The following is a 15,775-nucleotide window of genomic DNA, read 5'->3' as shown; positions in this document are numbered from 1 at the left end:
CAATTAAAAGAATCGGCTTATTTTTATAATTTATACAATTACAGAAATCGATTTTCTTTATGACATCTCTTCTACAATATGGTACAATTCTGGAAAAATAATTGATGATTAAATATCAAATTATATATATCTAGTAGTCTATAAAAACTCTATATTTCCTATATTATTATTTTCAAGTCAAACTTACAGATTTTGCGGTACGAGTCCCCTGAAGGACGTTAGTTCGCCTTTAGGTATGTTGTGAAAGAATCGCTTTTGCATAGTAAAACATGTTAAGAGTTATTCAAGTTATGTAAAAAGAATCGAAAATGATTATATTTTCTGAAAAACGAATATTGTATGAGGTTTCACAATTAATTTCCTTTCGTGTGTAAAACAATATGTGTCGTCAAGAACAAGACGCTAGAACATAATTAACAATCAGCACGGTAACCATACTGTATTTCGCGAATATATATAGTTTGTCATGGGAGTAGTGATGGTACACTATAACGTTGCACGTCAGAGATACTATACATGGACTTTGCCTTTGGTAGTAAGAATCTCACCAACTAATCAGTTTGTCCCTTTAGGGGAGTGTCAAATAGAAATCTATTTATTCTATACACGATTAGAATAAATAGATTTCCAAACCCATTGGATAAATAAGCCAAAAAGTAAAAATAATACAAGGACAAGTGTAATGGTTGCCCCAGGCGGGGTCCCTAATTTATATGAAGACGTAAGTCCTAAAAACATACTAATGATACCTATTGTTATACTAAATAGAACAGCCACTTTAAATCCTTTTACCATACGCATCGCAATAGCAGCTGGTAATACCATAAGTGCTGACACAAGTAGTGCACCTATGATGGGCATCATAACAGAAATGGTTAGGCCTGTTAATACGTTAAAAGACAACGATAGCCATTTTATAGGAAGCCCACTTGTAAAAGCTGTATCTTCATCAAACGTTAGTACATACATAGGACGTTGAAACACTAGATAATAGATTCCTACTAAGATAGAAACGGCAACTAAGAAATAAAGTTGTTCTTTATTAATAGTAATAATAGATCCAAATAAATACTGTTCTACACTAGTTGAGAAGCCACCTTGATTTAAACTCATTAGGACAAGGGCGAAAGATAAACCCGTTGCCATTAGGATAGCTATGGATAATTCTGAATACGTACGATAGGTATTTCTCATAGATTCAATTCCTAATGTACCAATGATAATAACAATAATCATGACTAAATTAATATTGGAATGAAGTGTTAGCCCAAGCGCTATCCCTGCTAACGAAATGTGAGAAAGGGTATCCGCCATCAACGACTGACGCCTTAAAATTAAAAATAGTCCAAAAATCGGAGATATGATAGCGATTAAGCCGCCGGCTAAAAACGCTCGTTGCATGAATCCAAAGTGAAGCATCTCCAATTTGTATTCTCCTTTCTTTTTAGATTAAGGTTTTTATCTGCATAAATCTTTACCTCATCTAAATCATGTGTAACCATTATGACTGTTCGCTTATGTTTTGTGACATGATGTCTTAGTAATTGATAGAAATGATAGCGATTTTCAAAATCCATTCCAGAGGTAGGTTCATCTAAAACTAAAATATCTGGTTCACAAGCTAAGGCACGAGCGACACAAATACGTTGCTTTTGTCCTCCTGATAATTCTCCAATTTTACTCCTACGAAAATTCCACATATCGACTTCAAGTAATGCTTGTTTAACATGTTCATGATCTGATTTAGAAAATGAACGAAACCACTTTCCGCAGGGAAAGCGACCTGATTGTACAAACTCCAACACTGTACTTGGAAATCCTATATTAAAAGAAGAGACTTGTTGAGGGACATAACCAATAATAAGTTTCTGTCCTTGTTCATTTATTTTATTAATACTTACGGTTCCTCTCCAAGGCTTTAATAAACCTAACATAATTCGCAAAAGAGTAGATTTTGCTGCTCCATTTGGTCCAGTGATTGTAATAAATGTACCACTATTTATATCTAGAGAAATATCTTCTAGAATGGTCTCATTTCCATACTTAAAGTAAACTTGATTTATACATATAAGGTTCATAAAATCTGCACTTTTCCTTTCTTTTGGTATAAGTAGAAAAGTACGTTTTACAAAATCGTAAAACGCACTACTATTTTTATTACAGAGTTGGTGATAAGAGAAAACCTCCACAGAACTTCAGTCAATCTTTAGGTATGTAGTGAAAGTATCACTTGTACATAGAAAAACATGTTAAAGTTTATTCAAGTTCTGCAAAAAAACTCTAGAATGATTATGTTCTCTGAAAAACGAATAGTTTATGAGGCTGCACAATTAATTTCCTTTCGTATGTAAAATAAGACGTGTCTTCAAGAATAAAACGCTAAAGTACAATGAAGAATTAACAATCAGTACGGTATGGTAACTGTACTGTATAATCTACGGTTCTATATGATCTGTTATGGGTGTAGTGATGGTACACTGTAAATTTGCATGTCAGCGATACTATAAATATACTTTGTTTTTGGTAGTAAGAATTCTACTAACGTTATTCAACTAGTCCCTCTATGGGAAGAGCGTTAAATAATAGATTGTTTTAATGCATCTAAGTTTTTTTTCATATAACTAATATAATCAATTCCTTTGGATTGTTCCGCATTTGTTATTCCTTCAATTGGGCTTAATACCACTGTTTTTGCCCCCGTTTCATCCGCTAGGGTTTTTGCTATCTTTGGAGAGGCTACTTCTTCAAAATAAATTATTTTAACATTATTGTTATTTACATATTTTTGAAGTTCTGCTAATTTGGCTGGACTTGGTTCCTGATTAGGGGTAAGACCAGCGATCGGAATTTGAGTAAGACCGTATTCTTTTGCTAAGTACGCAAAAGCTGCATGTTGTGTTACAAATTCTTTATGTTTTGCATTACTAAGTGTTTTACTAAATTCATAATCTAGATCCTGTAGCTTTTCTGTAAAAAGACTTGCGTTTTCTTCATAGTCTCGTTTATGAATTTGATTTACCTCTGTAATTGCCTGTTTGATATTTTCTACTTCTTTTTGAGCTAAAACTGGATCTAACCATACATGAGGATCCAGTAACTGTTTTTGTCCATTAATAGCTTGTTTATCTTCTGCATCCTCAGTAGTGCCTTTCATAAGTGAAATCCCTTTACTTGCATCTACCACTTTTATTTTTTTATTATCAAGATTTTTAAGTACTTTAGGTACCCATGTTTCCATAGAATCACTGTTATATACAAATACATCGGCATTTTCAATTTTAGCAATATCTTTTGGAGAGGGTTCAAAATCGTGTGGTTCAGTTCCAGCAGGAATTAACATATCTACTTTTCCATTAGATCCAACAACATTTTTAGTAAAATCATACATAGGGTAAAATGTTGTTACAACCTTAAGAGACTTGCCTTGTTTTTGATTACTTTTTGTTATATCTTGCTTAGTGCAACCCACAATAGCGCTCGAAAAAACTAAAGCAGTTACTAAGACACCATATTTCCATTTTTTCATAATTTAATCTTTCTCCTTTTACAAATATAAATAATAATTATTACGATTTATGAAAAGGATAATACGACCATTATCAATTTTCATATGGTTCTTTCCTAAAAAGAGAATTCGCTCTTTTCATCTTTTATCAATCTTGAAATCGACTTATTGTAAAGAAATTTGAGATGTATAGATATTTTGAACATGAGTAATGTCCACATCACTTCCAATTAAAACAATGCATGGTTCCATAATTTTTTCTTGAGGAAAATTACTAATCTCTAATTGATTGGAACTATATTGAAATGGATAAACACCTTCTTTTTCTTTTAATGCTATATAACCTTTACCTCTTATAATACCTGTTGGTAAAGAGTTGAACCATTTTTTAAATTGCTTCTTAGATATTGGAGGTACATCCTAGATTGTGATGACATATAGAATGAAGAGATGACTATACAAATGTGTTTGTTCGTTTTTTTAACAATTCTTCTACATCTACAATTCCATAAGAACTTGTGACTACTTTTGTGTTTATAAATTTCTTAAGTTTCATTTGTACCTTCTGTAATTACTTTTTATTTATTAAGTCTACTTTATTTATTATAACCATAGTGGCACTTGTAATTTGATATTTAAGTAACTCACGAACAGATTTAAATGAAAAAATACTTTGCTTCTCTAAATAATTGTTTGCACTAATAAGACTAATAATAGATTGAATATCAAAGGAATGGAGAAGAGGTGGACTAACTATTGCTTCTACAATTTCTAACGGATTAGAAACATCCGTTCCTTCGATGAATAGAATATCAATAGGATTTTTAGAATGTGCATATAAAAGAGTAGTTAATGTTGTTCTTAAATCTTCTTGAATTGTACAACAAATACACTCATTTAATAGTTCAATATATAATCACCCCCAAATAAATGTGTCTCAACGTTAACTTTACCTAATTCGTTTAGTACAATGGCAGGTTTCATGTTCTTATTTTTACAGTGCTCTAAAATATGAGTTAATAGTGTTGTTTTTCCACTACCTAAAAAACTTGAGATGATATAAAGGGGGATTTTTTCATGTTTTACCTCCTGATATACCAAAATAAAAGCGTAATCATTACGATTTAAATTATAACAAGTAAATCATTATAGATACATACTATATATTGACACTATCTTATAAAAACATCTTACTAATTGTAAGAAAGAATTATTATAGAGAATAGCTTATCTGACAAGTCTGGTAGAATACAATTGCTAATGGATAGCAATATAGATAGATTAAAGAACATATCACTTATCTACCGTAGCTATTTGTTTAAGAACAATCCATTTTAGAAACTTTTCGTATTTTATCATATCGCGAGGTAAGAGGGACAAGGAGAGTATCTACTGAAATAAATTTTGAAATAAAAAGAGATATCAAACGGTTTTTAAATAAAGACGTTGAAGATCTAAACCTTTGTGAGTGAAGTTTCCTTTTTTGTGACATACATTGTGATAAAAATGCTAACATAGAACTGAATCTCAAAAAATTTGAATCTGCAATGTAGAAATAACGGGAAAATCTAAATCATTAGACTTTCCTATTTCAGAATTTTCCGTTTCAAATAGTCTGTTAGGATGTTGAATGGGGGAGTCAGTGTATTTACTATAATAATTTTTGTTGTCTTAAGCTAGAAGTAACAGAAACTATGTAAAAAAACCTTTACTCAAAAAGGAGCAAAGGTTTTTTATACAACAAATAAATCATTAGAGCACATCTCTTTTATCATCCAAGAGTTGCTTTCTCAATGTAATATATACCTCTCCCTCGTTGAGTTTTAGCACTGTATAGCATAGGTTTGAAACCAGCTACATTAAGAAGGGCCTTCATTCCGACCGTTCCTGTTGACCCATTGGCGTCTCTCGACATTTTTGGGCAGTAGCGTTTCTCTATACAGGAGCCTCACCTAACAGAGATTATTTAACTATATTAAAAACATAAAAGATGTTTTAGAAATTGTCAATAAGTTTTATTAATATTCAATGTTTAAGTATAGTGAAATTTAATTATCTATCCTCTTCTAGCCAATTATAAATAGGGACTTTACCAGTATAAGGTGTAGAAACAATATTGCGACGAGAATAATTTAATTCTTGTTTGGCTTTTTCTTTTATTCTTCGTTCCTCTAACTCTTCTATTTTTTTGTTTAAAGCTTTCATAAAATATTCTCTAAAGCTAATTTTAATTTTCCCTTGTAAATATTTGTCTTTTACTATTCTTAGAACTGCATTAAAAGACCTTGTCGTTAACTCATTTTTTGTTAATTTCCTTAAATCTTTAATAATAATATTTAATTCTTCTTCAGAATATGTGAGTTGATTAACACTTGTTATATCATCATCAATAATATTTATTTGTTTTTGTTTTTGTTTTGTATTGTATTTATTATATGTGGTTTTTGGACTGTCCATATTGGACTGTTGAAAATCAACATCCCAATGCAAACTGCTTCCAAATTCCCTGATAGCTTGATTATATAAGGTTTTATTTTCTTCTTTAGTAAATGGAATAAGCCTTACATAGTAGAAATACTCCCATTTTCGGCCTTGGCGGACTTTAAATTCAATAATGTAATTTTCCTTTACAAGTTCATCCCAAGCACTTTTTACAGAAGTTCGCTTATTTTTAGCATATCTTTGATAAACTTCAGTTTTATGTAACTCCCAATCTTCTGGATATGACATTAGATCAACGAGAAGGCCTACAGCTTGTAAAGAAATACTTGTATAAGATGCGCGTACCGTTTGGTTTGGAACTTGAATAAAACCGTGTTTCAAATGAATTTTTCTTAAAATAGCCATAATTTTTTATCTCCTTAAAGACAAAAGAAAAAAGGCTTTCTTTCCAAATTTCAAGCATAAGAAATTAAGCCCCTTGCATCCCTATTTTAAAAAATGTATACTAAAAGTAATAATTTGATAAAATAAGTCTCTTTTAGAGGCCTTATTATGCACGGAAAGAACATTTCAAAACTTTGGTCGGTTGGGAAATGTTTTTTCTTTTGCCAATTTTTCAATTTTATTGTAATACATGTTTTATACTGTTACAAGACGAGCTCTCTCAATAATAGTAATAACTTTTTTTATACTGTAAACATATAACGGTTAATTTAAAAATATCAACATTTTTTTTAAATTAAAATGTAATATTTGGAAATGTGGAATATTGAATAAAAACTTAATTTTTGTTAGAAATAGCTATGTTTCTCTCACTTTTTAGTATCAAAATCATTAGGGGAATGTAGTATACGCATTTTTTAGATAGAATTTTATAATACTATCAATAGGATATTTATTGCACAACAAGTAATTTATCGAAATATTAAATTTATTACTGTACAATCTGTGTGACTTAGCAATACCAAGAGAATTTAATACATTAATACGGCGTAATAAAAATTTATTTTCTAGTTATGCAGGTGAATTTTTATTGTTGTTAGGGATGCTATTTTATGAAGTGATAAACAGGTTAGTTTTAAAACAATATCGATTATTATTTTGTAGAATAGGGTTGACAAATATAAAAATAGATATTAAGTTTGGAATAGAATTGAACGGTCTCCGTTAGGTGAGGCTCCTGTATAAAGAAACGCTGCTGCCCAAAAATGTCGAGAGACGCCAATGGGTCAACAGGAACGGTCGGAATGAAGGCCCTTCTTAATGTAGCTGGTTTCAAACCTATGTTATACAGTGCTAAAACTCAACGAGGGAGAAGGTATATATTATATTGTGAAAGCATCTCTTGGGTAATAAAAGAGAAACGCTCTAATGATTTATTTGTTGTATAAAAAACCTTTGCTCCTTTTTGAGTAAAGGTTTTTTGTGTCTTGTACCTCTAAATTTTTATAGGTACGACGTAATTGGATAACCCCAAAAGGAAGGTGTTTTGGGGTTTAATGGACTTAAATTTATTAATAGGATAAAGGAGGAGTTAATATGTGGAACTATCTTTGTGAATTTTTTAAAAAGGTAAAAGGTTTTATTAGTAGAGCATTAATTCAAGACGGAATCAACCTTATGGAATCACATCTTAATGGGTTATCTGTAGAAGAAGAGCAGGAACAAGATAAAAAAGAAGAAGAATATCTACTAATTCATTTTCACTGTGATAAACTCAAACTATCAGATTTATATCGTTAAGGGTTATCTGTGTAATTTAAATAAAAATCAATTAAAACGAAAAAAATTTCATTACCCTTAATTTTATAGAAAGATGAACTTGATATTTTATATGCCTTGTTTAGATTTCATTGGGCATTAGCTAACGCCAAGCTATCAAACGGAAAATCAGCTTTATATTGTACAGATGTAGAATATTTGATAGATTTATCAGGTTTATCTTGTGATTCTCTATAAGATTTGATTCTATCAGTATGCATTTTATTATAGACAAAACGCACACATCCAAATAGTTTTGCGAAAAACATTTTTTGATCTTTATTCGGGTAGATATAATACTTATATCCCCCTTCAACATAGCCTACACCTCAATTCTCTTCTTGATTTTCGATATACTCTTTTACCACGTCTTCGGGTGCACCATCAGTAGTTATCAAGTAAAAGCTTCTTGCCTAAAACATTTCTTTTTAAAGTTTCTTTTTCACTTGTGAAAATTCTTTCTTTATTAATGGAGAACTCACGCTCTTATAAGCATTAATGAACTTTTTCATTTCTGTATTAGGATCACACCTATTTTAAGAATTAAATCAAGCTGTTTGCTATTAGCTTGATCTGCTACTCAAAGCCAAATGGAGATTCCAATAAATAACAAGAATGTTCCTGATTGAATCCTCCTGATTTGATTTTAAAAATCTTCTATATGTCTAATCCAGCCTAGCTTCGCTATATAAAAGCCTATACCAAATAAACATGAAAAGATGGAAAAGAATTTTTTTAATAAAATAGAAATGAAACTTTTAATTCTATTATCGACGGCACTAGTGCTAGCTATAACGGTTCTCTCTATTAGGTATATTGATTGGCGGAGTGGTTTTATTCATAATTCTCTCTTTATCTGCTATTATAGAGTGCCTTTCTCAATTCATTGTATGCCTCTTATTGGGCCTGGTTGCTGTATAACATAATTACATTAAGAAAGACCTTTGCATCAATCATTTCTGTTGCCCCATTGGTGTCTCTCAACATTTTTGCATAGAATTTTTTCTATAATGGCACTCACTTAACAGAAGTTATTTTATTGTACTTTAAATGTAAAATAATTTATATTTTATATACCGATGGTAATTATTAATTAACTATGAAAGGAATTACAGGGAAGTTTAGGAGAGGGTTTTATGATGAAATTTGTATAAATAACGAGGATAAATGTTGGGGTGTCTAGATAGAATTACCAAAAATCCCCTTTATAATAGATAGAGTGAGAGTTTTTAGACTTTGTATATTATAAAGGAAGTATAATAAGTTGGGTTGAATTCTATGTTGAAAAATAAAGTATATTATTCTGCTGTTTTTTAATAGTAGGTGATATTGCAATAGGTGGAAGTGAAGCAGCTATTACTTTAAAATAAATATTTAATTTATTTCCTAAAGCATAAGAAGTATTGTCAGGGACAGGAACAATTAGTATTTTATCTTGATTTACTAAGTACTCCCAGTTTTCTTGGTATAAAAATGCTTTATTCAATATAGTTGTATCCACAATAGTCATGTAAGTATCACAAATATCTTTGAAAGGTGTTTTGTTCTTGTTTTTTAACAGATTAAATTGAAGTATGATTTATAGAAGGTGTAGTTGAATCTGCAAAAGCGGGTGCAGAACGAACGGTAAATCCACGTCACAGTGTTAGAGTAGTTACTAGTTTTTGTTTTATTGTAAACATAATAGATTTTCCCTTTATAATTTATTTGTACATATCAATAATTCTTTTTAAGTAAGATTCAATCTTTATTAATTCCTATATTTAACAATTTCGTCACATATGAAGTGAAATGTATATATTACGTGATTTTGGAAAGGAATATTTTATTATGCATAAAGGAAAATGATATTCCTCTCCTTTTTGGGTAAATAAGTCTCTGACTAAGAAAAGTGTATGACTTTCAGATAGTAGTTGATGTTTAAAAAAAGTGTATGCTAAAGGTGAATTCATTTTTATATGTTTGTTTTTTGAAAATGTGGTTTAAAGCATCAAAGAGGCAGCTTCCACATTTGAAGATGTCTTTTGGTAAATCATCCAAATGTGGTTATAGATATACAGTTCACGTATAGTGTATGTTATTACGACATACACTATATTCTATTTTTTCATCATTACAAATCCGTAAACTGTTCCCATGTGTTTCTTGATAAATACAGCTAAGTGTGTCATGAAAGTTGTTGGCATGAGACCCGATCTTTCACAACGTGTCGGTTGTATAAACCAAGTTTTTTACACAGGTATATAACCTACCTCTTCATTTGAATCTTGTCAAGTTGTTTCAACACATGAGGAGCTGTTTATTTTCAATATTTTGAGTGTCTATCATTTTTTATCAATGCTAGTTTTTTCCTATTTAGGTAAGGATATTAAGTAATAATCCTTTTTACTGTTAATCAGATAAGGACAGAGAGACTCATTAAATAGAGAAAATTAGTTTATAGGTGTAAAGATATTTTTAGAACACATCTTATTGTGCGCGCTGTTACTAATATTAGAAGTTATGGCCTTAGCACAAAGAAAGAGCACTTCATCTTGAAGCGCTCTTTCTTTGTGTTGGAATTCAAAAAGTTGAGGATAAACTTATTGGTAAAGGAACCAATAAGTTTATCCTCAATAATAGTATATATCAAAAAAAGGGATAGAAGCAAATCGGTGGAAATAAATTATTCGCAGCCTTTTTCTATGATAGAATAGGGTTTGCGATGCCTGATTGATATTAATATGTAAAAGTTCGTTTGAAATATATCGAGTTATGTCAGATGCTCTGTTAAATTCAAGTGTTACGCTCTAAAAAATTATTATTAGAGATTGAAGTACACTTTTTTCATTCTATTTTCTAAAAAATCCATTATATTGAAGAAATAAAGAACTTAGAGTCTTAGTAGTTTGAAGCGACTAAGATAATGTGATAGTACATTAATTATATTATGGTATATTAAAAACACTCGTTTTAAAATAAAAATATCAGAATATAAACATTATTAGGTTAATTCTTTTGTTTATTATGAAAAAACAACTATTAATTGGTACAAATAATTCTTAGAGAAACTTTACAACAAAAATATAATTGCTATTTTTGATACAAATAATTATATGAACAAACATTCTCTGTAGGATATTGCATGAATTATCTAGATAAATGTTCATTTAATAAAAAATACTTACTGAATTGAATTATTTGAAAAATCCAGCCTTTTTTCTAAGGAAGATAAATAAAAGGATTACATATGAAAATCTTGTGTTATTTTTTGTGAAAAAGAACACAGCTTAAAACATTGAAAATAGATTCATTCTTTATGATAAAAAAGTAGCATTACATCTACCGATATTTAGTTCTTAGTTAAGATTGATGTAGTATAGCATAGTTTAACCTTACGAAATTGTAAGGTTAAACTATATTTAATGTAAGAGTATATTGTTAGTTTAGATGCTATATTATGAAAGTATTAAAAATCAAGTGAAAAAGGAGAGATAAATTATGAAAAAATTTTTTTGTATATTAATGTTAGCTGTTATATTTAGTATCGGATTAGCTGGTTGTGGGAACTCAGATGACGTGAGTAGTAATCTGAGTCGCTATAATCCTTTTGCAAGTAAAACAGATGTTTATGGAGTGGTAACAGCTGAACCTAAGATAGACTCTACTGGAAAAGAGTACGGTGTTGAAGCTTATAGTTATGATTTAATTGGATATGATAAAGACTTAAACAAAATTGACTTAGGTTTTAATTCTAGGAGCAAGTATCCAATTGGAACATATATCAAAGCTACAAAAAAAGGTAGCGATACTAGAATGAATGATGTGACAGTCGTTAAGAAAAAAGATGTTCCGGAAAATATAGTGAAAAAATTAAATGATAATCAAAAATAGCATTAAAATATAGTGAGCATAAAGTAATCTCACTTTCGGGAAAAGACCCTTACATTCGTATATCAAAACAGTGCATGAAGAGGATTTCATTTTAATAAAAGTGTTATTTATTTTGAAAAATAAAGTAAAAAGTCATTGGAACTGATATTATATGGCCTAAACGTATTGCGTTGTTTTGCCAAATCTGCAGGATTTCAAAACCTCCATCATGCTTCATATACGATAAAAGGAATCAAAACCATTCATGCTTTAGATAAACAGAGATGAAGTCGTCAAAAAAGACTTCGTCTTTTTGACGTACAATGAATTATAACAATTACTAATGTCCGCATAATATTTAGTTATACAAGCCGATATATATCAATCTCTTGTGAAACTTTGCAACAGAACTATAGAGTACCTATATACAAAGGATAATGAATTTTCTACTAATATAATACTATAAAAAATAATATGAATATGAGGTAAATATTATAATAATTTCACGTACCATACTTTGTTAAGCGAATATATAACAAAAGATAAGGAATTATTGATAGGATCTGCTCCGTTATTTATTCTGTCATTTTAGACTAAAAAACATTGAATTTAAATAAATCCATGGTTTTGATAAAAGCGGACTTGTTTTGTTCTATGTTTCTCATCATCACTAACTATGAAATCATTAATACATATTACATCCGTATCCATTGCAATTTGAATTAAATGTCTAGGTAATATACAACGATAATCTAAATTACGTATTGGTTCTTCCAAATAAATATCCGCTAGTTTAATTTTTTTCAGTTCTTATCTTTCTTAAAGAGCATTAAGGGGTATGGTAACATCACTATCAAGCTAAGGAAAATGAGATATCCCAAACCCCAAAAATGGGAGCATCTCATTTTTATATATCCAATTTAATTTCTTTGTTCATTTAACAAAATTTGTATTTCTTACCACTGTTACAAGGGCAATTCTCATAAATATTTGCTGGTCTTGGGCAATCTTTGATTTCTCTTTTTAAAATCGGATATATCTTCATTGAATTCTAATTCAATTATTTAGTAAAAATTGTATGCCTTACAGGTCGCAGACACTTCCTTTGTTTTAGATGAAATCTTTACAATGGTAGGATGTTCTTTTGAATCTAGTGGAGATATGTTTGATTCCTTTCTTACCTTTTATAAATTTTAAGGAAAACACGATTCAATGGCGTCTTGCGGTCATTTATAATAAGTTTCCATGAAAACTTATTGGGTTTCGTTATTGGGAAAATGTTCAGATTTATAATAAAATCCTCTTACCTTTTTTGCTGGCGATTTATATGTAGATGAGTTTCCCACAACGGTTTATGACTTTCAATCCTTTGAGAGAATTACAGTAAAAAAAGAGTTACGAACGTATACTGTGTTTTTAAAAATTTTGTTTTAAGTTTGTTAGGTGCTTGTCATCTATCTGATGGTACACAAATGTCAGGTTTTAATCCGAGATTTAACTAAAATTTGAAATTCATCGTCTACTTTTAAATGCGAAGGGGAGGCCCAATGAAAGTGCGTTATTAAACGAAAATTCAAACTAAAGTTAGGGAGAGAATAAAAGTTTAATACTTTTTAAATCTAATGGGAAATTCTTTCTTTTATTTAAATTCGGATAAAGAGGAATTTAAATTTTATTAAGTAACCCATACGTAAAATCTGTAAGTCAGAAAGATATCACTTATACAGATGAATTTAAGTGTATTTTTATTGAGGAAAATGAAAAAGGAAAGTTTCCTCGAAGTATTTTGAAGAATGTGGCTTTGATATAGATGCGATTGCAATGAAACGTGTTATGTCCGTTTAGAAGACGAACGGGATCTACTAATGGCAGAAAATGAATTGGTAATAAAATCAAACTTATGGAAAGGAGGATGAGGAGGAAATGACGTTACCACCTAGAATGATCAAGATGAAATCGTGAAAGAAATCATATTTTTCGATTTAGAAACCGAAAGAAAGGGGCTCGTCAAATAAAAATGACATTGGCGGGTCAGTTTCAAGTTGTCTGCAATTTTAGATGGATCGACCAATGAAATTTTAGCTTACCATATTTCAGAACAGATGACGTTAGACATCGTAACGACAACTCTTCATAAATTAAAAAGAAATAAGAAGATTCAATTGACTGAAGGGGTATATATTCACTCGGGCCAAGGAGCTCACTATACAAGTCCTAACTACCAAAAATTAGTTGGAAAGCTAATCCATGTCCAGAAGAGAAAACTGTTGGAATAATGCCCCACAAGAATCGTTTTTGGGTTATCTGAAAGATGAAACTCATATAAAAACTTACGATTCTTTTACTGACTTAGGACAAGAGATTAAGAAATATATGACGTACTATAATCATTATAGATATCAATGAAATTTAAAAAAGATGACTCTTGTTGGATGATATTATCCCTTTGGGTAGACAGTGTAAAAAGACCATGAACAAACATGGATGTTACAATTCTACTTGAAGGGGATTTTATTATGGTTAAAAGAGAGGTTAAATTTCAAACTTATTCAGATGAATTAAAGATATAAGTTGTAGAAATTTTTTTAATGGTGAGGGTATCCAATCAGCTATAGCGAAGAAATACGGACTTAAAAGTAGAACATAGTTAATGGATTGGGCCCGGAAATATTGAGCAACAGGCGGCATTTCAGAATTGTAAGGAAAAAAACAGCGACAATAAGGGCTTCAAACCCCCTTGAAAGGTCGCCTTCGTACGAAATTCGATAGTATGGAAGAAGAATTGGAATATTACAAGGAACAGGTAGCGTACTAAAAAAAGAAGTATCCAAATTTGTAGGAGGTGTCATTGCTCTGTTAAATCGTTCTAGTTTTTATTCAACACGATTGCCTTACGAGAAGAGGGTCTCTTAGTGAATCCCAAAATATGTGGACTTATGCAAGAGTTTCAAATTCGATCGATCATTCATAAAAAGTGTCGCTTTTTTACAGGGAAATTCTCAGGGATTTTCCCAAATGTAGGAGAACGCCAATTCCAAAATCGCAAACAAAATGAGGTACTTGTCACAGACATCACTTACTTGCCATTTAGAGATAATTTTCTCTATTTATCGGTCATCAAAGGCATTTACAATAATGAAATTATTGTTTGGAAACTCTTACATCGCAATGATTTACAACTTGTTCTCGAGACACTTGATTTAGCAAAATAAAGAAGAGATGTGTACAGAACCACCATTCAATCAGAACAAGGATTCCAAGGACGACTCAATCATCGAGATCTGATGGAATATCGAATTTCAATGGTTGCTTAGTCTTTTGTTAAAACTATCTACTTGACGGGGGAAGTCCAGCGAAGTGATCAGGCATATAGCGCGACTCGAACGGGCATGACACAAAAGAATGACCTATATATTCGTGACTTAGGATGTTGTCGTTTACAAGACTTTAAATCTATTCAAGATAAGCAAAGATACTATTTATCAGATCTTAAATTATCAATTAAAATATATAGAAAAATTTTCGAAACAGTGGTATTTAAAACAAAGCCCGCTCAGCTGAGACCTGTATGTATGCAAATTCATTTGGAAGAAATTACGAAATAATTACAACCTAGCCAAGTGTAGGAATTACATGATGTATATGTAGGGAGTAAAGACAAACTGCCTACTCACATTGTGGTTTATAAATGTACGGAGGAGCAAAAAGAGAAATGCCTACGTGATCGAGCTATTCGCGAAAAGAAAAAAAGGATTACATATACAGAGCGTACAAAAACTTTTACAAGGTATTATGGTATATATTACAAACATTCCTACGGAATGGGTACCAAAAGGGGAAATCCTTGATTTATATTCACTACGTTGGCAAATTGGCGTGTCCAGATAAGGACACATTATCTAGTTGGTGAAAGTCCAATCGGGAGAATAGACTCCACTCCCGTAGCCTGAGAGGCGCCATGAAGTGAAAGCGACATGGCGAAGCCCTCTGACATCACATGCAAAAGGCATGTGGGCAAATCTCCAGGTTGTAACGTACAGTGAACGTAGATGTAGCCTCGTTACACGCAATTCCGGTGGCTGAGACGGTCGATAACGTGCGAAAGCAACAAGAACTGACCGAAACGAGTCTGGAACGGCAGTTCTCACCGGCGGGGTATCAGCGGCGACATGGAGAGAAAGATAATGTGGAAACTGGAGAAGCCCTCGACACCCG

Annotated in this window: 12 protein-coding genes, 5 pseudogenes and 2 riboswitches; of the genes and pseudogenes, 6 read left to right on the top strand and 11 right to left on the bottom strand. The window is 31.1% G+C overall.

Annotated features, from left to right (window positions below; all coding sequences use genetic code 11):
* Positions 1-600 precede the first annotated feature (600 nt).
* From DN407_RS31170 to DN407_RS31140, 7 genes are all read right to left on the bottom strand, one after another.
* Entirely contained in the window at positions 601-1,425 is an 825-nt protein-coding gene (locus DN407_RS31170) for a metal ABC transporter permease (RefSeq protein WP_481748650.1), read from the bottom strand.
* Complete coding sequence (locus DN407_RS31165) at positions 1,383-2,078, bottom strand: metal ABC transporter ATP-binding protein (protein WP_149217208.1); 696 nt, start codon at positions 2,076-2,078, stop codon at positions 1,383-1,385. The genes DN407_RS31170 and DN407_RS31165 overlap by 43 nt, the downstream gene beginning before the upstream one ends.
* A 497-nt stretch (positions 2,079-2,575) precedes the next feature.
* Positions 2,576-3,526, bottom strand: coding sequence for a metal ABC transporter substrate-binding protein (locus DN407_RS31160; RefSeq protein ID WP_149217207.1), 951 nt, complete (start codon positions 3,524-3,526; stop codon positions 2,576-2,578).
* Positions 3,527-3,670: 144 nt separating this feature from the next.
* Entirely contained in the window at positions 3,671-3,862 is a 192-nt protein-coding gene (locus DN407_RS33095) for a GTP-binding protein (RefSeq protein WP_481748655.1), read from the bottom strand.
* 214 nt (positions 3,863-4,076) lie between these two features.
* Positions 4,077-4,382 carry a GTP-binding protein gene (locus DN407_RS33090; protein ID WP_481748654.1) on the bottom strand — a complete coding sequence of 102 codons (306 nt, stop codon included), beginning with the start codon at positions 4,380-4,382 and terminating at the stop codon, positions 4,077-4,079.
* A 20-nt stretch (positions 4,383-4,402) separates the two neighbouring features.
* Entirely contained in the window at positions 4,403-4,606 is a 204-nt protein-coding gene (locus tag DN407_RS33085; RefSeq protein ID WP_179955857.1) for a GTP-binding protein, read from the bottom strand.
* 699 nt (positions 4,607-5,305) lie between these two features.
* Positions 5,306-5,472, bottom strand: a riboswitch (M-box (ykoK) riboswitch).
* A gap of 85 nt (positions 5,473-5,557) precedes the next feature.
* On the bottom strand, positions 5,558-6,352 hold the full coding sequence (locus tag DN407_RS31140; protein ID WP_149217206.1) for a hypothetical protein: 795 nt from the start codon (positions 6,350-6,352) through the stop codon (positions 5,558-5,560).
* Between the two features lie 751 nt (positions 6,353-7,103).
* Positions 7,104-7,268, top strand: a riboswitch (M-box (ykoK) riboswitch).
* 218 nt (positions 7,269-7,486) lie between these two features.
* Between DN407_RS31140 and DN407_RS31130 the strand changes: the two genes are divergently transcribed.
* Entirely contained in the window at positions 7,487-7,690 is a 204-nt protein-coding gene (locus tag DN407_RS31130; RefSeq protein ID WP_149217204.1) for a hypothetical protein, read from the top strand.
* Positions 7,691-7,800: 110 nt separating this feature from the next.
* Here the strand turns inward: DN407_RS31130 and DN407_RS31125 are convergent.
* The 3 genes and pseudogenes from DN407_RS31125 to DN407_RS32845 all read right to left on the bottom strand — a co-directional run.
* Positions 7,801-7,977, bottom strand: a pseudogene (locus DN407_RS31125) (helix-turn-helix domain-containing protein); the annotation flags it as partial.
* A gap of 60 nt (positions 7,978-8,037) precedes the next feature.
* Positions 8,038-8,241 (bottom strand): annotated as a pseudogene (locus DN407_RS31120) (IS200/IS605 family transposase); the annotation flags it as partial.
* A 743-nt stretch (positions 8,242-8,984) separates the two neighbouring features.
* Positions 8,985-9,194 (bottom strand): hypothetical protein, encoded by a 210-nt coding sequence (locus tag DN407_RS32845; protein ID WP_347402782.1) that lies wholly within the window; start codon positions 9,192-9,194, stop codon positions 8,985-8,987.
* A 1,994-nt stretch (positions 9,195-11,188) separates the two neighbouring features.
* On the opposite strand from DN407_RS32845, the gene DN407_RS31110 reads away from it, so the two are divergent.
* Positions 11,189-11,581, top strand: a complete 393-nt coding sequence (locus DN407_RS31110) for a YxeA family protein (protein ID WP_149217203.1) — start codon at positions 11,189-11,191, stop codon at positions 11,579-11,581.
* A gap of 159 nt (positions 11,582-11,740) precedes the next feature.
* A pseudogene (locus DN407_RS32630) lies at positions 11,741-11,894 on the top strand (IS6 family transposase); the annotation flags it as partial.
* Between the two features lie 603 nt (positions 11,895-12,497).
* Here the strand turns inward: DN407_RS32630 and DN407_RS32625 are convergent.
* Positions 12,498-12,605 (bottom strand): SEC-C metal-binding domain-containing protein, encoded by a 108-nt coding sequence (locus DN407_RS32625; RefSeq protein ID WP_255446557.1) that lies wholly within the window; start codon positions 12,603-12,605, stop codon positions 12,498-12,500.
* A gap of 624 nt (positions 12,606-13,229) precedes the next feature.
* Here DN407_RS32625 and DN407_RS31095 point away from each other — a divergent pair.
* The 3 genes and pseudogenes from DN407_RS31095 to DN407_RS32840 form a co-directional block, all read left to right on the top strand.
* Positions 13,230-13,966: pseudogene (locus DN407_RS31095) on the top strand (hypothetical protein).
* Positions 13,967-14,472: 506 nt separating this feature from the next.
* On the top strand, positions 14,473-14,772 hold the full coding sequence (locus DN407_RS31085) for a hypothetical protein (RefSeq protein ID WP_149217202.1): 300 nt from the start codon (positions 14,473-14,475) through the stop codon (positions 14,770-14,772).
* Between the two features lie 138 nt (positions 14,773-14,910).
* Positions 14,911-15,433: pseudogene (locus tag DN407_RS32840) on the top strand (transposase); the annotation flags it as partial.
* Between the last annotated feature and the right edge of the window lie 342 nt (positions 15,434-15,775).

It is taken from the genome of Bacillus sp. JAS24-2 (assembly GCF_008274905.1).
GTDB classification, from domain to species: domain Bacteria; phylum Bacillota; class Bacilli; order Bacillales; family Bacillaceae_G; genus Bacillus_A; species Bacillus_A cereus.
Note: the sequence above shows the minus strand (reverse complement) of the source record. Positions and strands in the feature narration are given on the sequence as shown.

Bases quoted from the DNA above. Each gene is read 5' to 3' on its own strand.
- DN407_RS32625 (WP_255446557.1), bottom strand. From the start codon at position 12,605: ATGAAGATATATCCGATTTTAAAAAGAGAAATCAAAGATTGCCCAAGA.
- DN407_RS31130 (WP_149217204.1), top strand. From the start codon at position 7,487: ATGTGGAACTATCTTTGTGAATTTTTTAAAAAGGTAAAAGGTTTTATT.
- DN407_RS31140 (WP_149217206.1), bottom strand. From the start codon at position 6,352: ATGGCTATTTTAAGAAAAATTCATTTGAAACACGGTTTTATTCAAGTT.
- DN407_RS31160 (WP_149217207.1), bottom strand. From the start codon at position 3,526: ATGAAAAAATGGAAATATGGTGTCTTAGTAACTGCTTTAGTTTTTTCG.
- DN407_RS31165 (WP_149217208.1), bottom strand. From the start codon at position 2,078: ATGAACCTTATATGTATAAATCAAGTTTACTTTAAGTATGGAAATGAG.
- DN407_RS31110 (WP_149217203.1), top strand. From the start codon at position 11,189: ATGAAAAAATTTTTTTGTATATTAATGTTAGCTGTTATATTTAGTATC.